This window comes from Streptomyces sp. NPDC043854, assembly GCF_056436005.1.
The window spans coordinates 150,507-168,660 of record NZ_JBWKDK010000003.1; the positions used below are offsets into that span (position 1 = coordinate 150,507).

25 protein-coding genes are annotated in these 18,154 nt (G+C 69.3%); 7 read left to right on the top strand and 18 right to left on the bottom strand.

Features of this window, described 5'->3' with window-relative positions; genetic code table 11:
- Positions 1-110 precede the first annotated feature (110 nt).
- Entirely contained in the window at positions 111-512 is a 402-nt protein-coding gene (locus AC068A_RS04215; RefSeq protein ID WP_478580442.1) for a WhiB family transcriptional regulator, read from the top strand.
- A 207-nt stretch (positions 513-719) separates the two neighbouring features.
- Here the strand turns inward: AC068A_RS04215 and glpX are convergent, their stop codons facing one another.
- On the bottom strand, positions 720-1,751 hold the full coding sequence (glpX, locus tag AC068A_RS04220) for a class II fructose-bisphosphatase (protein WP_478580445.1): 1,032 nt from the start codon (positions 1,749-1,751) through the stop codon (positions 720-722).
- 303 nt (positions 1,752-2,054) lie between these two features.
- On the opposite strand from glpX, the gene AC068A_RS04225 reads away from it, so the two are divergent.
- Positions 2,055-2,573, top strand: a complete 519-nt coding sequence (locus AC068A_RS04225) for a DUF4245 domain-containing protein (protein WP_478580861.1) — start codon at positions 2,055-2,057, stop codon at positions 2,571-2,573.
- Between the two features lie 139 nt (positions 2,574-2,712).
- Here AC068A_RS04225 and AC068A_RS04230 read toward each other — a convergent pair whose 3' ends face one another.
- From AC068A_RS04230 to xseA, 3 genes are all read right to left on the bottom strand, one after another.
- Positions 2,713-3,303, bottom strand: a complete 591-nt coding sequence (locus tag AC068A_RS04230) for a malonic semialdehyde reductase (RefSeq protein WP_478580448.1) — start codon at positions 3,301-3,303, stop codon at positions 2,713-2,715.
- Between the two features lie 97 nt (positions 3,304-3,400).
- Positions 3,401-3,646: an exodeoxyribonuclease VII small subunit gene (locus AC068A_RS04235; protein ID WP_478580451.1), complete on the bottom strand. Its 246-nt coding sequence runs from the start codon at positions 3,644-3,646 to the stop codon at positions 3,401-3,403.
- Positions 3,647-3,695: 49 nt separating this feature from the next.
- Positions 3,696-4,919 (bottom strand): exodeoxyribonuclease VII large subunit, encoded by a 1,224-nt coding sequence (xseA, locus tag AC068A_RS04240; RefSeq protein WP_478580454.1) that lies wholly within the window; start codon positions 4,917-4,919, stop codon positions 3,696-3,698.
- Positions 4,920-5,197: 278 nt separating this feature from the next.
- On the opposite strand from xseA, the gene AC068A_RS04245 reads away from it, so the two are divergent.
- Positions 5,198-6,205, top strand: coding sequence for a 4-hydroxy-3-methylbut-2-enyl diphosphate reductase (locus AC068A_RS04245; protein ID WP_478580457.1), 1,008 nt, complete (start codon positions 5,198-5,200; stop codon positions 6,203-6,205).
- Positions 6,206-6,227: 22 nt separating this feature from the next.
- Positions 6,228-6,983: a polyphosphate--glucose phosphotransferase gene (gene ppgK, locus AC068A_RS04250; RefSeq protein ID WP_478580459.1), complete on the top strand. Its 756-nt coding sequence runs from the start codon at positions 6,228-6,230 to the stop codon at positions 6,981-6,983.
- A gap of 7 nt (positions 6,984-6,990) precedes the next feature.
- On the opposite strand, the gene AC068A_RS04255 is transcribed toward ppgK, so the two are convergent.
- Positions 6,991-7,503, bottom strand: a complete 513-nt coding sequence (locus tag AC068A_RS04255; protein WP_478580462.1) for a DUF6542 domain-containing protein — start codon at positions 7,501-7,503, stop codon at positions 6,991-6,993.
- Between the two features lie 134 nt (positions 7,504-7,637).
- Between AC068A_RS04255 and ychF the strand changes: the two genes are divergently transcribed.
- On the top strand, positions 7,638-8,726 hold the full coding sequence (gene ychF / locus AC068A_RS04260; protein ID WP_478580465.1) for a redox-regulated ATPase YchF: 1,089 nt from the start codon (positions 7,638-7,640) through the stop codon (positions 8,724-8,726).
- A gap of 251 nt (positions 8,727-8,977) precedes the next feature.
- On the opposite strand, the gene AC068A_RS04265 is transcribed toward ychF, so the two are convergent.
- From AC068A_RS04265 to AC068A_RS04300, 8 genes are all read right to left on the bottom strand, one after another.
- Positions 8,978-9,271, bottom strand: a complete 294-nt coding sequence (locus tag AC068A_RS04265; RefSeq protein ID WP_478580468.1) for a DUF6087 family protein — start codon at positions 9,269-9,271, stop codon at positions 8,978-8,980.
- Between the two features lie 27 nt (positions 9,272-9,298).
- Positions 9,299-10,471 carry an ATP-grasp peptide maturase system methyltransferase gene (tgmC, locus tag AC068A_RS04270; RefSeq protein ID WP_478580471.1) on the bottom strand — a complete coding sequence of 391 codons (1,173 nt, stop codon included), beginning with the start codon at positions 10,469-10,471 and terminating at the stop codon, positions 9,299-9,301.
- Positions 10,468-11,433, bottom strand: coding sequence for an ATP-grasp ribosomal peptide maturase (tgmB, locus tag AC068A_RS04275; RefSeq protein ID WP_478580474.1), 966 nt, complete (start codon positions 11,431-11,433; stop codon positions 10,468-10,470). Before tgmB ends, tgmC begins: the two co-directional genes overlap by 4 nt.
- The gene (gene tgmA, locus AC068A_RS04280) at positions 11,433-11,690 is read right to left on the bottom strand and encodes a putative ATP-grasp-modified RiPP (protein WP_478580475.1); all 258 of its coding nucleotides are present in this window, start codon (positions 11,688-11,690) and stop codon (positions 11,433-11,435) included. The genes tgmB and tgmA overlap by 1 nt, the downstream gene beginning before the upstream one ends.
- 126 nt (positions 11,691-11,816) lie before the next feature.
- A complete protein-coding gene (locus AC068A_RS04285; RefSeq protein ID WP_478580478.1) occupies positions 11,817-11,969 on the bottom strand; it encodes a hypothetical protein in 153 nt (50 codons plus the stop codon).
- A 151-nt stretch (positions 11,970-12,120) separates the two neighbouring features.
- Complete coding sequence (locus tag AC068A_RS04290) at positions 12,121-12,441, bottom strand: hypothetical protein (protein ID WP_478580480.1); 321 nt, start codon at positions 12,439-12,441, stop codon at positions 12,121-12,123.
- Positions 12,434-12,985 carry a DUF6415 family natural product biosynthesis protein gene (locus AC068A_RS04295; RefSeq protein ID WP_478580482.1) on the bottom strand — a complete coding sequence of 184 codons (552 nt, stop codon included), beginning with the start codon at positions 12,983-12,985 and terminating at the stop codon, positions 12,434-12,436. The genes AC068A_RS04290 and AC068A_RS04295 overlap by 8 nt, the downstream gene beginning before the upstream one ends.
- A complete protein-coding gene (locus tag AC068A_RS04300) occupies positions 12,985-13,401 on the bottom strand; it encodes an ATP-binding protein (protein ID WP_478580864.1) in 417 nt (138 codons plus the stop codon). The genes AC068A_RS04295 and AC068A_RS04300 overlap by 1 nt, the downstream gene beginning before the upstream one ends.
- Before the next feature lie 247 nt (positions 13,402-13,648).
- On the opposite strand from AC068A_RS04300, the gene AC068A_RS04305 reads away from it, so the two are divergent.
- Together AC068A_RS04305 and AC068A_RS04310 are read left to right on the top strand one after the other, a co-directional pair.
- A complete protein-coding gene (locus AC068A_RS04305) occupies positions 13,649-14,899 on the top strand; it encodes an XRE family transcriptional regulator (protein WP_478580485.1) in 1,251 nt (416 codons plus the stop codon).
- The gene (locus AC068A_RS04310) at positions 14,890-15,411 is read left to right on the top strand and encodes a GNAT family N-acetyltransferase (RefSeq protein ID WP_478580488.1); all 522 of its coding nucleotides are present in this window, start codon (positions 14,890-14,892) and stop codon (positions 15,409-15,411) included. Before AC068A_RS04305 ends, AC068A_RS04310 begins: the two co-directional genes overlap by 10 nt.
- Positions 15,412-15,474: 63 nt before the next feature.
- Here AC068A_RS04310 and AC068A_RS04315 read toward each other — a convergent pair whose 3' ends face one another.
- The 5 genes from AC068A_RS04315 to AC068A_RS04335 form a co-directional block, all read right to left on the bottom strand.
- Entirely contained in the window at positions 15,475-15,750 is a 276-nt protein-coding gene (locus AC068A_RS04315; protein ID WP_478580491.1) for a hypothetical protein, read from the bottom strand.
- A 100-nt stretch (positions 15,751-15,850) separates the two neighbouring features.
- On the bottom strand, positions 15,851-16,258 hold the full coding sequence (locus tag AC068A_RS04320; protein ID WP_478580494.1) for a hypothetical protein: 408 nt from the start codon (positions 16,256-16,258) through the stop codon (positions 15,851-15,853).
- The gene (locus AC068A_RS04325; protein ID WP_478580497.1) at positions 16,255-16,638 is read right to left on the bottom strand and encodes a hypothetical protein; all 384 of its coding nucleotides are present in this window, start codon (positions 16,636-16,638) and stop codon (positions 16,255-16,257) included. Before AC068A_RS04325 ends, AC068A_RS04320 begins: the two co-directional genes overlap by 4 nt.
- A complete protein-coding gene (locus AC068A_RS04330; protein ID WP_478580500.1) occupies positions 16,635-16,964 on the bottom strand; it encodes a hypothetical protein in 330 nt (109 codons plus the stop codon). Before AC068A_RS04330 ends, AC068A_RS04325 begins: the two co-directional genes overlap by 4 nt.
- Complete coding sequence (locus AC068A_RS04335) at positions 16,961-18,151, bottom strand: hypothetical protein (RefSeq protein ID WP_478580503.1); 1,191 nt, start codon at positions 18,149-18,151, stop codon at positions 16,961-16,963. Before AC068A_RS04335 ends, AC068A_RS04330 begins: the two co-directional genes overlap by 4 nt.
- Positions 18,152-18,154 lie beyond the last annotated feature (3 nt).

Sequence of the window (18,154 nt, forward strand, 5' to 3'; positions counted from 1 at the left end):
GAGTTTTCCCGGAGCGCCGGGGGCGCCGCACGCAGTGCATAGGGGCGCGTACAGCGGGTAGGGACAGGTGCATCGTCTCTCGCTTGCGTATCCGTCGTCAGGAGTAGACCGTGCAGCATCCGCCGCATCAGTCCCTGCAGGTAGCCGCCGTACAGACCCTTCAGGCACGTCCGGCCGCCGTGCCGAAGGCGCGGGTGCCTGCGCGGGAGGATGACGGCCCGTGGCACGCGGAGGCGGTGTGCCGGCGGGACGAGGCGGGACTGTTCTTCGCCCCGTCCAAGGAGCCCACGGCGGCCCGCCTGTCCCGCGAGGAGGCTGCGAAGCGGGTCTGCGCCCGCTGTCCGGTGATGGTCGCCTGCCGCGAGCACGCCCTGCTCCAGCCCGAGCCGTACGGGGTGTGGGGCGGGCTCACCGCGGCCGAGCGCCGGGTGGTGCTGGCCCGGCGCCGGCGGCGGGCGGCGGAATTGCGCCAGACGGGGCCGGGGGCCGGGCCGATAGCCGCCGCGGGCTGAGGCCCGTACGGGCGGGCGTCGGACGGCCGGGGGCCGTGACCGTACGCGCGCATGCGAGAGGGGCGGTCCCGCCGCACACGGGAACCGCCCCTCTCGCTGTGCCGGCGCAGTCGCCGGCCGGACGCGCTCGTACCCGGCAGCCCCGGGTCCGGCAGTCCCGGACCCGGCGGCCCGGATGGGGGCCTTCCGGATCCGGGATCCGGTCTCCTACTTCGCGCGGTCGAAGTCGATGGCGCTGTACGCGCGCAGCTTCGACAGGCGGTGCGTGGAGTCGATCTGCCGGATCGTGCCGGACTTCGAGCGCATGACCAGGGAGGACGTGGTCGCGGTCTCCGAGCGGTAGCGGACGCCGCGCAGCAGCTCGCCGTCCGTGATGCCGGTGGCGACGAAGAAGACGTTCTCGCCGGACACCAGGTCGTTGGTGTGCAGGACCCGGTCCAGGTCGTGGCCCGCGTCGACGGCCTTCTGCCGCTCGGCGTCGTCCTTCGGCCACAGCTTGCCCTGGATGACACCGCCCAGGCACTTGATGGCGCAGGCCGAGATGATGCCCTCCGGGGTGCCGCCGATTCCCATCAGCATGTCCACGCCGGTACCCTCGCGCACCGCCATGACCGAGCCCGCGACGTCGCCGTCGGAGATGAACTTGATCCGGGCGCCGGTCTCGCGGATCTCCTTGACGATGCCCTCGTGGCGGGGGCGGTCCAGGATGACCACGGTGACGTCCTCGACGGCCATGCCCTTGGCCTTGGCGACCCGGCGGATGTTGACCGACACGGGGGCGTTGATGTCGACGAAGTCGGCGGCCTCGGGGCCGGTGACCAGCTTGTCCATGTAGAAGACCGCGGAGGGGTCGAACATGGTGCCGCGGTCGGCGGCGGCCAGGACGGCGATGGCGTTCGGCATGCCCTTGGCGTTCAGGGTGGTGCCGTCGATCGGGTCCACGGCGATGTCGACCTCGGCGCCGGTGCCGTCGCCGACCCGCTCGCCGTTGTAGAGCATCGGGGCTTCGTCCTTCTCGCCCTCGCCGATGACGACGACGCCGTTCATCGAGACGGTGGAGATCAGGGTCCGCATCGCATTGACCGCGGCGCCGTCGGCGCCGATCTTGTCCCCGCGTCCGACCCACCGGCCCGCGGCCATGGCCGCGGCCTCGGTCACCCGGACGAGCTCCAGGGCGAGGTTGCGGTCGGGTGCCTCGGGGGCGACTTCGAGCTGGGGCGGCAGGTTGTGCTCGGTCATCGGAGCGCACCTTTCTGTACGACGACGGCCGGGAAGGTGAGGGTGCTCGAACTCTATCGCTACGTCGACAAACTGAGCAGGGCGGGTCACGTATGAGCGGATTATCGGTCAGGCGGTTGTCCTGAGCGAACGTCTTGCGGAGGGCTCGCAGAGGCTCTGCGGAGGGCGTGCGGAGGCCGTGGGGACGCGCGTGCGGCCCGTGCGGACGGGCGTGCGGAGACCTTGCGGACGGGCGTCCGTGCGCCGCGCCCACCCCGGCGGTGATCGCCCGGAGCCATGGGGGACGATGGTGGCGTGGCAGGTATGAAGGGCAAGCAGACGGTCTGGGACATGGTCCGGTCGCTGGCGGTGATCGGCATCGTCGTGGCGGTGATCTACATTTTCATCCCGCACGACGACAAAGCCGATCCCACGCACGTGGTGGACTACCGCGTGGAGACGATCACGGCCCGGCGTGCGGCGCCGTACCCGATCGGGGCGCCGGTGGGGCTGCCGGCCGAGTGGCGGGCGACGTCGGTCACCTTCGACCGCAAGGACTCCCACGCCTGGCACCTGGGCTTCCTGGACCCGGGCGGCCAGTACGTGGCCGTCGAGCAGTCCAGCGACGTCTCACCCAAGTACCTCTCCAAGGTCACCCAGAAGGCTGAGGCGACCGGGCAGATGCAGCAGGTCGGCGACGCGGCGTGGGAGCGCTGGGACGGCGAGAAGTACGACGCCCTCGTGCGGCGCGAGCAGGGCCACGTCACGGTGGTGACCGGGACGGCCCCGTTCGAGGACCTCGGCAAGATGGCGGCGGCCCTGGAGTTCAAGCAGGGCCGGTGACCCCCGGTGCGCCCTGCGCACCCCGCGGAACGGCGCCCTGCACACCACACGGAACGGTGAAAAGGCCGTGCGCCCCGGAGTCCCGGGGCGCACGGCCTTTTGTGCGTGTTGTGCGCGTTGTGCGTGACCGTCCGACGGCTCAGACGGTGGTGATGACCTCGTCGGCGGTCAGACGCGGGCCGCGGGGGTGCGCGACCTCGCCCTCGGCCTTGCCGATGTTGACGACCATCAGCGGGGTGTGGTCGTCGTCCAGGAACTCCTTCTGGATGCCTACGTGGTCGAAGCCGCCCATCGGGCCCGCGGCCAGGCCCGCGGCGCGGACGCCCACGATGAAGTAGGCGGCCTGCATGGCGGAGTTCATCAGCGCGGACCGCTCGCGGGCCGGGCGCTCGCTGAAGAAGACGTCCTTGGCCTGCGGGAAGTGCGGCAGCAGGGTGGGCAGCTCCTCGTGGAACTCGTTGTCCGCGGAGAGGATCGCGACCAGCGGCGCGGCGGCGGTCTTGGCCTGGTTGCCCTCGTCCATCAGCTCCACCAGGCGCCGGCGGGCCTCGGGGGAGCGGACCAGGGTGACGCGCAGCGGCGTCGAGTTGAAGGCGGTGGGGCCGTACTTGACCAGGTCGTAGATCGCCTGGACCTGCTCCTCGGTCACCGGCTCGTCCGAGAACGCGCTGGTGGTGCGGGCCTCGCGGAACAGCAGGTCCTGGGCGGCGGTGTCGAGAACGAGGGACATCGGAAAGCCTTCTTCCATGCGGGGGTGGAGCGTCGCCACCGACTCTACGGCCGAGTTAGTCGAACTTTCAACTAAATCCGGCCGGGAGTGGCGTGGATCACGCCTCCCGCCCCTCCCGGCCCTCCTGCGCCTCGGTCGCCGCCTCGCGGGCCGCGAGCGCCGAGTCCAGGCGGGCGCGGGCGCCCTCCAGCCAGTGGCGGCAGACCTTCGCGAGCTCCTCGCCCCGCTCCCAGAGCGCGAGCGACTCCTCCAGGGAGATGCCGCCGGCCTCCAGCCTCCGGACGACCTCGACGAGCTCGTCGCGGGCCTGCTCGTACCCCAACGAGGTATCGGTTTCCGTCATTCCTGTACCGCCTCCGATGTCGTGCCCGCCAATGCGACGGGAAAATGTGTCATGTCCGCTCCGAGAGCTCCGCGACCCGTACCGAGAACTCGCCCTCGGCCACCCGCGCCCGCAGCACCTCGTCCGGAGCCACCTCCTGCGGCGAGCGCACCACGTGCCCGTCCGCGCGCTGGAGCACCGCGTACCCCCGCTCCAGCGTCGCCGCCGGCGACAGCGCGACCACCCGGGCCAGGGTGTGCGCGAGCTCCGAGTCCGCCCGGTCCAGCAGGTGCCCCAGCGTGCGCCGGCTGCGCCCCAGCAGGGACTCCAGCTCGTCCTGGCGGGTCTCCACCATCCGCTGCGGGTGGACGAACACCGGCCGCGCCAGCGCGTGCGCGAGCCCCCGCTCCTCCCGGTCGAGCAGGGCGCGCACCGCGCGCAGCCCCCGCTCCTGGAACTGGCGCACCCGCTCCAGCTCCTCCCCGACGTCCGGCACCACCTTCTTCGCCGCGTCCGTCGGGGTGGAGGCGCGCAGGTCGGCGACCAGGTCCAGCAGCGGCGAGTCCGGCTCGTGCCCGATCGCCGAGACCACCGGTGTACGGGCCGCCGCGACCGCCCGTACGACCTCCTCGTCGGAGAACGGCAGCAGGTCCTCCACGCTGCCGCCGCCGCGCGCCACGATGATCACGTCGACCTCGTCCAGGGCGTCGAGCTCCTTGACCGCCTGGATCACCTGGGGCACCGCGTGGATCCCCTGCACGGCGACGTTGCGCACCTCGAAGCGGACCGCCGGCCAGCGGCGCCGGGCGTTCTCCAGCACGTCCCGCTCGGCCGCCGAGGCCCGCCCCACCACCAGCCCGATCAGCTGCGGCAGGAACGGCAGCGGCTTCTTGCGGTCCAGCGCGAACAGGCCCTCGGCGGCCAGCGAGCGCTTGAGCCGCTCCAGCCGGGCGAGCAGCTCGCCGATGCCGACGGGCCGTATCTCGGCGGCCCGCAGGGACAGCTGGCCGCGCGGGGCGTACCACTCGGGCTTGGCCAGCACGACCACCCGCGAGCCCTCCGTGACCGCGTCCGCCACCTCCTCGTAGACCTGCCGGAAGCAGGTCACGCCGATCGAGATGTCGTGCGAGGGGTCGCGCAGCGTCAGGAAGACCACCCCCGCCCCCGGACGCCGCGAGAGCTGCGTGATCTGCCCCTCCACCCAGACCTGGCCGAGCCGGTCGATCCAGCCCCCGATGAGCCGGGACACCTGGCCGACCGGCAGCGGCGCGTCGGCCGATGTATTCAGACCCATGCAGGCAGGCTAGCCGCCGGGACCGACAGCGTCTGCGGGGCCGCCCCGACGACCCCCGCCGCCGGCGGCGACCGCCGCCCCGACGACGGCCCCGGAAGCCGAGGCTCCGGGTGAGGGCGGCGGTCCCGGGCCGCCCCGGAGGCGCCGTACCCGCGCGGGAGGCGGAATCCGTCACGGACGCCGTCATTCCTGCAGGGGGCACCCGGAACGGACGTATGACACGGCCGCGCAGGCCCGGCCGAACGGGCGGCGTACGGCCTGACCGGGACCCCCGTACGATGGACCGCATGAGTGCTGCCGCCGCCCCTGCTCCCGCTTCCCGCCGCGTCCTGCTCGCCGCCCCCCGCGGCTACTGCGCGGGCGTCGACCGAGCCGTGATCGCTGTCGAGAAGGCCCTCGAGCAGTACGGTGCGCCGGTCTACGTCCGGCACGAGATCGTGCACAACAAGTACGTCGTCCAGACGCTGCAGAAGAAGGGCGCCATCTTCGTCGAGAAGACGGAGGAGGTCCCCCCGGGCAGCATCGTCATGTTCTCCGCCCACGGCGTCGCCCCGGTCGTGCACGAGGAGGCGGCGCGCGGCCGGCTCGCGACGATCGACGCGACCTGCCCGCTGGTCACCAAGGTCCACAAGGAGGCCATCCGGTACGCGAAGGAGGACTTCGACATCCTCCTGATCGGCCACGAGGGCCACGAGGAGGTCATCGGCACCTCCGGCGAGGCCCCGGACCACATCACGATCGTCGACGGCCCGGACGACGTCGACAAGGTCACCGTCCGCGACGAGTCCAAGGTCGTCTGGCTCTCGCAGACCACCCTGTCGGTCGACGAGACCATGGAGACCGTCGACGCGCTCAAGACGAAGTTCCCGCTGCTCGTCTCCCCGCCCAGCGACGACATCTGCTACGCCACCTCCAACCGGCAGGCCGCGGTCAAGGCCATGGGCGGCGACTCCGACCTGGTCATCGTCGTCGGCTCCAAGAACTCCTCGAACTCGATCCGCCTGGTCGAGGTCGCGCTCGACGCGGGCGCGCGCGCCGCACACCTGGTCGACTTCGCGAGCGAGATTGACGAGGCCTGGCTGGACGGCGTCACCACCGTCGGCCTGACCTCGGGCGCCTCGGTGCCGGAGGTGCTGGTCGAGCAGGTCCTCGAGTGGCTGGCCGAGCGCGGCTTCGCGGACGTGGAGATCGTCAAGACGGCCGAGGAGTCCATCACCTTCTCCCTGCCGAAGGAACTGCGCCGCGACCTCCGATCGGAAGCCGCCGCACTGGTCGCCGACGAGTAGCCCTTTCCGTACGGTTGAGTCCATGCACATCTTCGGCGTGGACATCGGCGGTACCGGGATCAAGGGCGCGCCCGTGGACCTGGACCGCGGCGGCCTGGCCCAGGAGCGCCACAAGGTACTGACACCGCAGCCGGCCACCCCCGACGGGGTGGCCGGCTGTGTCGTCGAGGTGGTCCGCCACTTCGACTGGGACGGCCCCGTCGGGGTGACGTTCCCGGGCGTCGTCACCGGCGGCGTCACCCGAACGGCGGCCAACATGGACCCGTCGTGGATCGGCGTCGACACCGCCGCCCTGCTCGCGCGGCGGCTGGACGGCCGCCCGGTCACCGTCCTCAACGACGCCGACGCCGCCGGTATCGCCGAGATGACCTACGGGGCCGGCCGCGGCCGCGGCGGCACCGTCATCCTGCTGACCCTGGGCACCGGCATCGGCAGCGCCGTGTTCACGGACGGGCGGCTGGTCCCGAACTCGGAGCTCGGCCACCTGGAGTTCAAGGGCCACGACGCGGAGAAGCGGGCGTCGGTACGGGCCAAGGAGGAGGAGGACCTCAGCTGGGAGCGCTGGGCGCGCCGACTCCAGAAGTACCTGGCGCACGTGGAGATGCTGCTCTCACCGGACCTGTTCATCCTGGGCGGCGGCGTCAGCCGCAAACCGGAGAAGTTCCTGCCGCTGATCGACGGGATCCGGGCGGAGATCGTCCCGGCGGAGCTCCAGAACAACGCCGGCATCGTGGGCGCGGCGATGGCGGCGGCCGGGCAGGAGGACCGAAAGGGCTGAGCGTCGCTCAGGAGGGCGAAGCCCGGCGGGGGAGGCGCCGCCGCCCGATCAGCACGGCCTTGCGCACGACGGCGACCAGCGCGGCCACCAGCGTCCCCCCGTACAGCCATCCGGCGTGCAGCGACAGGGCCGACACCACGCCCATGACCTGCGCGCCGAGGCCGCCCGAGTCGCCGGAGATCGGCCACACCCCGACGGCGAAGGCGATCGGCACGGCGATCGGCGCGGTGACCAGGTCGGCGGGCCGCACCCACAGCGCGGTCGCGGCCGCGACGGGCACGAACAGCAGCCCGTACACGAACAGCGAGCCGTCGAACAGCAGCCAGACCAGCCCGGCGACGAGCATCATTCCCACGCACGCGAACAGCCCGCCGCCGAGCCCCGTCAGCAGCGGCCGCGGCAGCCGGCGCACGGCAGCCGGCCGGGGCCGCCCGCCGCCCTGGGCGGGCACACCGCCGGGGCGCCGGGGCTGCTGCCGCTGCGGGTGGTGAGAGACCGAACGCGTCCTGTAGTGCTCCACCCCCCAAAACTAGGCGGGCGGGGTGCGCTATCCCCGTGGGGACACGCGTACAACGCGACCCGCTCATCGGAAAGTAAACTGTCCGGTGGCCCGCTCCCGGGCCGCCGCCCCTCCAGCTACGGGAAGTCGCCAACGTGTCGCTCACGATCGGAATCGTCGGCCTGCCGAATGTCGGCAAGTCGACCCTGTTCAACGCCCTGACCAAGAACGACGTACTGGCGGCCAACTACCCGTTCGCCACCATCGAGCCCAACGTGGGCGTCGTCGGTGTCCCGGACGAGCGCCTGGCCAAGCTCGCCGAGGTCTTCGGCTCGCAGCGGCTCCTGCCCGCCACGGTCGACTTCGTCGACATCGCCGGCATCGTGCGCGGCGCGAGCGAGGGCGAGGGCCTGGGCAACAAGTTCCTCGCGAACATCCGCGAGTCGGACGCGATCTGCCAGGTCATCCGTGCCTTCAAGGACGAGAACGTCGTCCACGTCGACGGCAAGGTCTCGCCCAAGGACGACATCGAGACGATCAACACCGAGCTGATCCTCGCCGACCTGCAGACCATCGAGAAGGTCCTGCCGCGCCTGGCCAAGGAAGCCCGCATCAAGAAGGACGTGGCCCCGAAGGTCGCGGCCGTCGAGGCGGCCAAGGAGATCCTGGAGAAGGGCGACACCCTCTTCTCCCAGGGCATCGTCCAGGGCTCCGAGAAGGCCGAGCTCCTGCACGACCTGCACCTCCTGACCACGAAGCCCTTCCTCTACGTCTTCAACGTCGACGAGGACGAGCTGATGGACGACGCCTTCAAGGCCGAGCAGCGCGCCCTGGTGGCCCCGGCCGAGGCGATCTTCCTGAACGCCAAGCTGGAGGCGGACCTCGCCGAGCTCGACGACGAGGACGCCATGGAGCTCCTCCAGTCCGTCGGCGCCGAGGAGCCCGGCCTGGCCACCCTGGCCCGCGTCGGCTTCGACACCCTGGGCCTCCAGACCTACCTCACGGCCGGCCCGAAGGAATCCCGCGCCTGGACCATCAAGAAGGGCGCCACGGCCCCCGAGGCGGCGGGAGTCATCCACACCGACTTCCAGAAGGGCTTCATCAAGGCCGAGGTGATCCACTTCGCCGACCTGATCGAGTGCGGCTCGGTCGCCGAGGCCCGCGCCGCCGGCAAGGCCCGCATGGAGGGCAAGGACTACGTCATGCAGGACGGCGACGTGGTCGAATTCCGCTTCAACGTGTAGTGGGTTACATAGCACCACATCGCTGATCTAGCAAATGCGCAGGTCAGAAGGGGCCCGCCTCTCCGGGGGTGGGCCCCTAGCTTTTCACCGTGCTGGATGGGTGCTGGATAATCTGACACCTCGTCACCCGTCATCACCCCTCATCACCTGCACCGTGCTGGATCGGTGCTGGATGAACTTGGGGTCCTGCTCCACACGCCAGAGCCCCGGCTCGTCCCTCACGCGAGGTGAACGAGCCGGGGCTCTGGTGCCTACGGCTTTCGGTGTCTGCCCTTGCCTGGGGCGAGTGGCTGGCTCGCGGGGTTGGTCGACGGGGCAGCAGGGATGTTGGCCTCGGGGAACAGGGTGCGTTTGGCCTCCGCGAGGCTGGCGGCGAACGCGTAGGGCTCCCAGTCGTGCCCGTTCCACCGTTCAATGGCGCGCGGCGCATCAGGCTGCACGTGGGAACCTTTGGGGCTGTCGCCCGAGACAATCGGGATGGCTCGCAGTCGCCCGACCTTTGCGTTCCGGCGCTCCGCCCACTCCGAGAGAGGTTCCTCGTCCATGCGCCAACCCTAGCGTCGCTGTATAGATCAGTAGGCGGCGTCGAGACGGTGCTCCCAGCGCAGCTCGGGTTGATCGCCGATCCAGTACGTGTGGGACCTGTCCGTGATCCGGAGCCGCACAGAGGTGATGTCGGGACTGCCGGCGCTCTGCCACGCGCCGAGGGTCCGCTCGATGTTGTCCCACAGGGCCACGGGGCCACCCTGGCGGACGATCCAACCATCGCCGTCCGCCCTGAATTCGGCGAAGGACTCGCGCTCAGGATCGAAGAGGTACAGGAGTCGCGCGCCGTCGCTCGTGGCCGCGCGGACGAAGTGTGCGCCGGGGGCGGAGAGCTGTGCAAGAAATGCGGGCACCCACTCCTCCAGCATGAGCGGTGCCACCTTGGCCGTTCGCTCGCTGTCGGCATAGGCGGTGCGGGCCGACAGATCACCGGCCACGGGGGTCACAGCCTGGGCGCGGGCCTGCATGAATGAGGACCGTCCGACAATCGTCCCCTCGGCGGTGCCGTCGTCGCCGACCGTCACCTTGGCGAGACCGGTCCCCCAAGGCCATGAGCCCACAGTGCTGAGGACGATGCCGCCTGGCTTCGTCTGCCTGACCCAGGTGTATGGGATGCGGCGGACCGCACAGGTGGCGATGACCCGATCGTACGGCGCCCGGCGCGGCTGGCCGAGAAGCCCGTCGCCGGTCACGGTCCACGTCGAGTAGCCGACGGATTCCAGGGCGGTGTCGGCGCGTGCTGCGACCTGCGGGTCGACCTCGATCGTGGTGACGTTGTCCTCACCGAGGTAGTGGCACATCAGCGCTGTGGAGTAACCGGTGCCGGTGCCGACCTCCATGACCTGGTGGTCCGCGTTCAGGTCCAGGGCCTCAATCATGCCGACGACGGTGGTCGGGTCGGTCGACGAAGACGTTGGCACGCCCGTGACAGGCTCGCTGGCCTGGTCGGCGGTGAGGTGGCCGTCGAGTTGGGTAGTGAGAGTCTCGACGCTGTATACGATCTTCAGCCACTCGTCGGAGTCGGTGCCGAGCGCGGTGACGGGCCGCCAGGCCCGCCCCTCGTCGAGGAAGACGCCGGGATAGAGGAACTGCTCGCGCGGCACGGCTTCGACAGCTCTGCGTAGCCATGGGGATGTCAGGACGCCTTTGCTTGCGAGCATGGCGGCCATGCGCCGCCGCTCGGACGCGGAGTCGGTCACTGGCTGTCTCCTTGCATGAGTAGGTCGGCGAAGGCCGCGGACATGGGGAGGCCGGTCTCCGTCTCCAGCCAGCCCCATTGACCGTTGGGGTTCAGCTCAAGCCACCAGTAGTCCCCTGCCCGGTCCACCGCGAGGTCGAAGCTCCCTGATACCAGCTCCAAGCGGTCCAGGTAGGCGCGCAGCGCCTTCTCCACGCGGGCGGGGAGGTGCTCGACGGTGTAGGTCAGGACGCTGTAGTCCTTGCGCCAGTCCAACAGCCCTGACTCGATGCGCAAGGCGAACGTGTGCCGACCCACGATCAGGACGCGGAGGTCGGCGACCTTGTCCACCCGGGCCTGGAACAGATGGGGGGCGACGCGGATGCTGTCGTCGATCTCGTCGGCGGTGACGGGATCGGCCCATCCAGTCACCGGCACGCCGTTGCGCGTGTACGGGGTCCACCGAAGCGTCTTGAAGATCGCGTCCCCTTGGGCGCGGACGAATTCGCGTGCCTCGTCCGGGTCGTTGGTGACGAGGGTAGGCGGGATGGTGAAGCCGAGCTGCTGGGCGAGGGCGAGCTGAGCGGGCTTGTAGTCGGCCGCGGCGACACGCAACGGGTGGTTGACCCAGAGCGGCCCGTCGAGGGCGTAGAGAGTGCCTCCGAGCCCGTAGCGGACTTGCGCTGCCGCAAACCGGGAGTCGTCCGGCGGCAGGTGCGAAAACGTGGGCCACTCTGGGCGGCGCCAGTACACGGATCGGACGCTGGTCAGGTCGGCGGTCCTCGACGGGGTACGCACCTGCCCAGCCACAGGGGCCGGGCAGGTGCCGAACCGAGCTGAGACCGTGAGGTCCGTGCCGATGTCAGCGGGATTGAACCTGACAACCGGTGCATCGCGCCGGTTGAGTTCGGCGATCACCATGTCGGCGGTAATGTCGTCCGCCTCGGTGGCCACCAGGACTGGCCTCTTCTCGGTCGCTGTCATCAGTCCTGGTTGCTGTCCTGGTCGTGGCCCTGGTCGTTCTTGGAGTCCGAGTTCGTCGTCGTGGACGTTTCGGTCCCGGAGCTGGTGCCGTGCTTGCCCATCTCGATCACGTGGCCGGAGCGGTCGCGGAACACGCCGAGCTGGGTGTCGGGGTCGATGGTGATCGTGGTGTGCGGGCGGTGGGTGGTGGTCGGGTAGGGCGCCAGCCGGCCGATTCCCCACGGACGGCCGGTGGTGGGCTGCAATGCGATCGCCATGAAGGCTCCTCTGAGTGGATGGGCTGTTGGATGGCGCGGTCGACCTCGGGGGAAGCCGACCGCGCCGGGCCGCCCGGCTCGACCTGTCCAGGGTTGTTCCGGGCGGAGCATGTGGGCGGAGCCGTGCTACGCGATGAGCACGGCGTACGCGCCGAGCGGTTCGGCGGTCTCGCTCTCGATGCCCGTGGAGCCGTTCTCGTCCGGCTGCTCGGCGATATCGGTGTCGCTCTCGACGGCCCTGGGAGCGTCCGTCTCGGTCGTCTGGATGGTCGCGGGCATCGTGCGACCCCCTTTCTCTGATAGGTCCCGACCCGGTTGGATTCGGGGCGCCCGTCCGTCTGTCGCGCGGCGCGGGCGTCCGCCATCAATTGGGGTCTCGGCCGGTCGCTTGATTGCCGGCACCCCGCCGATGGCGGAAGCGTGAAGGGCATCAGTCCGGCTTCTCCTGTTCGGCGGCGACAGCGTCCCTGATGCGTTGGAGGCCGCGACGCGCCTCCTCGAGCGCCCGCCGATCCGGCGGGAGGGTGGCCTGCACAACGACCCGCAGCTCGTCGAGCCGCCGGTAAAGCTCACGCTGCGCGACGTGGCGGCACCAGAACTCCTCGACTACCCAAGCGATCCGGCTGATCCTGCTGAGAAGCGAGGGACGGGGCGGATTGACGATGCGCTGTAAATTCCGCTCGTAGTTCGAGATCGGCTGCTTGCGGCGCCGCGAGTGCAGCCGTAGTCGGGCGATCGGTTGACTACGCACTGACGGCCTCCCTGGCGTCAGCCCCATGCCAGCCTTCCCGTTCGAGCAGCGAGAGGAGGTCCCGGGCAGTAGCCGCGGCGTGCTGGGCGATGAGCAAGTTCGGGCAGCCGTCTTCATCGACGACTGCTCTCGCGCGGCCGATCAGCTCGCGGACCACCACGCGACCGCCATCCAGCAGCCCTTCCGCCTCGTCCACCAAGGCAGCGAGGTAGCCCCGCAAGGTGAGCACCGTGGCAATCAGCTCGGCATCGTCGACCTCGTCGAGGTGCCCACTGAACACGTACTCCGCCGTCTGCCGGATCGTCTCGGGTGTGATCCGAACCGGTGTGCCGGCCTGCTCCGACACGAGCTGGCGGCGCATCGCCTCCAGGAAACGCCGCAGCGTTGCGGTGTCCGTTGCCTCCAAGGCGTACTCGACGAGGTGGCCCTGCTCCGGTAACTCGTGCCCCCAGGCTTCCCCGGCTACCCGCAGATCGTTCGGGCCGCCGGACGGAAGGACATCGCGGATGAGTGCGAACCTCCGGGGCTTCGCGTGCCTGCCCATCAGGCGCTCGCCTCGACGGTTAGCTCTGCCCATACGACCTTGCCCCAGCGTCGACGGTCAACGGTCCAGACGTCAGCGAGGTATTCCACGATGACCAGGCCGCGGCCCGTCTCGTCGTCTGCCCCCGGACCGCCGACCACCGGCACGTCACGACACTTGTCGGATACCGTGACGCGTACCCGGTCTTCGGCCCGCCGCTGAACGCTTACACGCACCAGCGTGCATCCGCTGTGCTGTACGGAGTTGGCCACCAGCTCGGAGACGACCAGAACGCCGCTGTCGATCAGGCTGTCGAGTCCCCAGGCGTTCAGGGCGGTCCGGATGAGACGGCGGGACCGACTCACAGACTCGGCCTCGCAGGGCAACGTCTCGCTATAGCCGGGGACGTCAACGGCGCTGGATCTGGTCGCGATCATGGTCAAGGGGTCTTCCCTTCGGGAGCGGTGGAGCACCTCATCACCGAGGGGGTGGGCGGGTGCTGTCCTCCATGCAGCCAGGCGCCATGGGCGGTGCCTGCCTCCTTTACTGCGGCTTGCGACTAGGAAAGTTCACCGCCGGGCGGCCAGTGAGGACAGGTGAATTCCCAAGACGCACGCGGAGTGACCCCGGTGATTTTTACCTTCGGGGTGTCGCCCGCGTGGGTGGCCCCGCTACCGTGCGGCTGTGGGAGAAAACCGCGAACTGGCTGCGGCGATGACTGACTGCCAGATGGGACAGGCGGAGTTAGCCAGACGCGTCAATGCCGAAATCGAGACCCTGACCGGTCAGCCTGGACACATGACGGACCGCGACGTCCGGCGCTTGCTGGCTGGCCAGACCCGGTGGCCGCACGCGAAGCAGCGGCTGAGCATCGAGAAGGTCCTTGGCCGTTCGGCGACCGACTTAGGTTTCGTCCCCCGGTCCAAGAAAGCAGTACAGGCGCCTCCGGAGGACCCCATGCACCGCCGCTCCATCTTCACCCTCGCCGTCGGAACAGCCGTCGCAGCTACGGTCGGCGCCACCCGACGCCTGGGTCAGAGCGACGTGCATCGCTTCGAGGCCGAGCACGCCAAGATCATCGCTCAGGACCAGGAATTCGGCGGCGCTCAGAAGGTCGAAAACGATGCGGTGGAGCTTGCCATGCGGATCAAGTCGGCCTTGGCCGGAGGCAGAGCTGCTTCAACGAGGGTGCGGACCAAGCTGTACTGCCTCGCCTCCGACGTGACGTGTTCCGCGGCCTTCGCCGCGATTGATGCTCAAGCCCGAAGCCGTGCCAGAGGCCACCTGGACACAGCCGTCACGTTCGCCGGTCTGTCCGGAGACAGCGAAACGCAGTACCACGTCTGGAACCACCTCTCGATGGTTGCCGGGCAGCGCAAGGACCACGCGGAAGTGTCCGCAGCGGCTGACGCAGCGAAGAGTCTGTCGATCGCCAAGAAGGACCCGCTCTACGCCTCGCTCGCTCACATGAGGAACGCTCACGCCTACGCTGGCCGGAACGATCGCTCGGCAGCAATGAAGGCCCTCGGGGCAGCCGAGCGGTCATTCGGCCGGCACGCCCCCATCCAGCGACCGCCCTGGATCGAGTTCTTCGACGGGGCGGAGCTTGACGGGCTGACTTCGATCGTCTGGCTACGTCTGAACGAACCGGACCGCGCCGAGTATCACCTGCATCGTGCGCTGGCTGCCATCCATCCCGACCGCGTGCGCAACCGGACGTACTACATCGCGCATCTGTCGTTGGCACAGGCCAGGCAGGGGGACTTCGAATCGGCCTGCGTAACTGGCGACCGAGCGGCGGAACTCCTGGGGCGCGTCCGCGGCTCGAAGCGGACCACTGACACCCTGGCGAACGTCCGCAAGCTCATGGTGTCGTCGGGAACAAGGGAGCCCAGCGTTCTGGACTGGGCAGAGAGGGCACAGGCATGGATCTGAAGACGTATACCCACGAGGACGCTGCCGACATCCGGGAGATGCTTCTCGACATGCACGATGCCGTCTACGACGGTGAGGAGGACCGCTTCCACGAGCGGGAACGCTTCGCCTGGTTCGTGGATCACTGGAGTGGCAATGAGACCTGGGCCTGCGTAGTCGGCTTCGACAAGGGGGCACCCACGGGCTTCGCGTACGGTGCGGCCTTCAAGCCCGGCGCTTGGTGGAAGAGCTCAGACCGTCCCGACTCCGTTGCGCCGGAAGCCACGGTGTTTGCCCTGTCTGAGCTCATGGTCATGGAGGAGTGGCGGAAGACCGGCGTGTCCACTCAGCTCCATGCGGCCCTCGTCGACAGTCGCGATGAGGACGTGGCGACCCTCCTGGTCGACGTGACCCACCCCAAGGTGCAGGCGCTCTACCAGTCATGGGGGTACGAGAAGGCTGGTGAGCAGCAGCCCTTCGACGATTCGCCCGTCTTCGCGATCATGGTGAAGAGGCTGAGGGTGTCAGCCTGACGCATGAGTGGCGATGACCTCGACACAGTTCTCTGGGTGGCGGGGTCTTCGCGACTTCTCCAGTCAGAGTGTCGGCGCGAGGACGACGAGCAGAGGCCCTGCGGCCTTATCCCAGCCGTGTCCGGCCTCGACTGCTTCCCTTCCGGCACCTGGAATGTCGTCGCGGACAGGGGCGAGGAACGTCTCGCGGAAGTGCGTCTGAGTGCCCTCATTCATGCCGCTCGCCGAGACGGCCGCGCCAACCTCTTTCTCCAGCACCGACGCAGCCTCGCTGAAGTCGCTGCCGGTCCACTCGTTCGCGTGCTCGGCGATCAGCGCCCACGTCATCTTGAACGTCATGCAAGCAGTCTACCTGCGGAAACGCCAGAAGGGCCCTCTTTGGAGGGCCCAACTGGGCTGCATGGCACGGTAGTTACTCGCACCGGCATGTCGCGCGGGGTTAGATCGGCTTGTTCAGCATGACGGCCAAGACCTTGATCAGCCGCTTGAGGGTGCCGGCGCTGTAGGACGAGAGGTCGGACAGCACCCGGACCTGTCCTGCCGTCTCCTCGCCGGTTGGTGCGGGCAGGGCGAGGTAGGCGAGGCTCAGGTCGATTCGCTCGTCGAGATAGTCGATCGCAGACCCGGCCTCGGCGTGCAAGCTGTCGAGTGTCAGCTCCTCTTCGTGGTGCGCGATTTCGGCCTCCGAGTAGGGCCGGGCGACGACCGTTCCGTCTGCGCGACGCTCGTAGAAGGTCAGGGTCGCGTCGTCCCAAAACTCGAGGTCCTCCGGGTTCATGCCGGCGGGCGGGTCCACGGAAGGCTGGGGCTCCTGGATCGGCGGCTCCTCGGGCAGGGGTTCGCTCACGCTGCGGTGTCCATTTCGTCGTAGCTGTCGATGTACTCGCCGCCGTTGAGGTGGGCCGCGAGCTTGCCGACACCGCGCTCGAGGCGGTAGCGGACTGCTCGGTCGGTCACTGTCTCGCGGACTGCGATCCGCTGGTCGTCCCAGTCGAGGGCGAAGCGCATAAACAGCGCGCGCCTCTCTGCCAGGGAGAGGGGGGCCGACTTCCAGCCCCGCCGGATGTCCGCGAGGTGGGCGAACAGCGTCCCCGCGGCCTTCTTGTCGACCGTGCCCTTCGGCATGTCCGCGTCGGGGGCCTGCGGGTTGCGGATGCCGTACGCGGCTTCCACGTCCCATACGGCGGGAAGCAGGTGCTCGACGAGCCGCCGCTCGTATCCGCTCACACGCGCCCCCTCTCGGCCGCCTCGCAGGCCGCCTCAAAGGAGGTGTGGCGGATGCGCCGCTTGGCCTCTGTCTTCACGCGGTCAACCAGGTCTAGGACCAGGCGGTGATAGAGCACCCCAAGGCCGAGCGTGGGGTCAGCAAGGCATTCGTTCACCATGGCGGGCTTCGTCGCCAGGATGATCAGTGCCTCCTGCCGGGCGTCTTCGTACTCCATGGTCAGGGTGTCCTCGTAGCCGTCCGCGATTCGGCGGGCGGCACGGCCCGCAAGGGCCACGACCGCGGGCAGGTCAAGGATTCGCCAGTCGGCGGCCGGTGGGGTACTCACCTGACGACCTCCTTGACCGGCACTTCGCCGTCCTTGGTGACCAGGACAAGAAGGCCGGGAGCACCCCGCGTGCCCTTCCTGTGCCGCCACCACGTCGACTCCGACTCCATCGCCGGCACCTGCGCGAAAGTCCGCGGGCCGTCCGTGTCGATGAACTCGTGGTGCAGATGACCGGCCAGCAGAAGATCGGCAGTGTGCATGGCGCTCGTCTTGTCGAACGCCTGGCCCCGCCACCAGTCGAAATGCTTGCCGCCCTTCCATTGGTGGCCGTGCGCGTGCGCGACGACCGTGCCTGAGCAGTCGACGACGACTGTCAGCTCGTCCGTCTCCGGGACGTACACCTCAACGTGCGCGAACTCCTCGCCTGCGAGAGCAAGGGCTTCACTGACGGAGATCAGGGCGTCGGTGTCGTGGCTGTCGTCGTAGCGGGTAATGCCCTTGCCGAACCTCACGGCCTCGCCGTGGTTTCCGGGAACGGCGACGACGGTCAGGCGGGATACTTCGGGAGCGAACTTGATGATCGCGTGGGCCATGAGGCGCCGGGTGAGACGGATCTGCTCGGTGAGGGTCAGACCGGTGCGCCACGCGTTCGCGCCGCCCTGGCTCTGGAAGCCTTCGACGTGATCGCCGAGCCACGCGAGGTGGACGTGCTCGATCTTGAAGCGGGTGCGGTACACGTCGAGGAGATCCGCGGCCTTGTCGATGCAGTGCATCGCCCGCAGGAGCGTGCCCTCGTATCCGTCGCCGTCGATCTTGCCGAACTGCATGTCGCCCAGCGCGACGATCAGAGTGTGCTCCCCCTCCACATGGAGGGGCATCCAGCCCGGCGCCTCGTCGAACACCTTCAGCAGCTCGTCGATACTCGGCCGCTCGGCAGCCGCCGACACCTTGCGGCGACCGAATGAGAACCGGGCGGAGACCCCCGGCTCACCGTTGGCCATGGTCCACTCCGAGGAGCGGAAGCCTGTGACCTCCCACTCGGCAGGGTCGAGCTGGTGTGCGCGGAGCACGTCGGCCGCCGTTGACTCGGGGTCGATGCCCTCGGGGCCCCGGACGGTCACCTCGGCCGCGTCGCCAGTGACCTCGATCTGACGGGTGAAATCCCTGTCTGGGTCGGTCTGCCGTGCAGCGATGGCCGGTGCGGCCGGTGTGGCAAGCAGGTCGTTCAGCAGTTCCGTCTGGTTCAAACT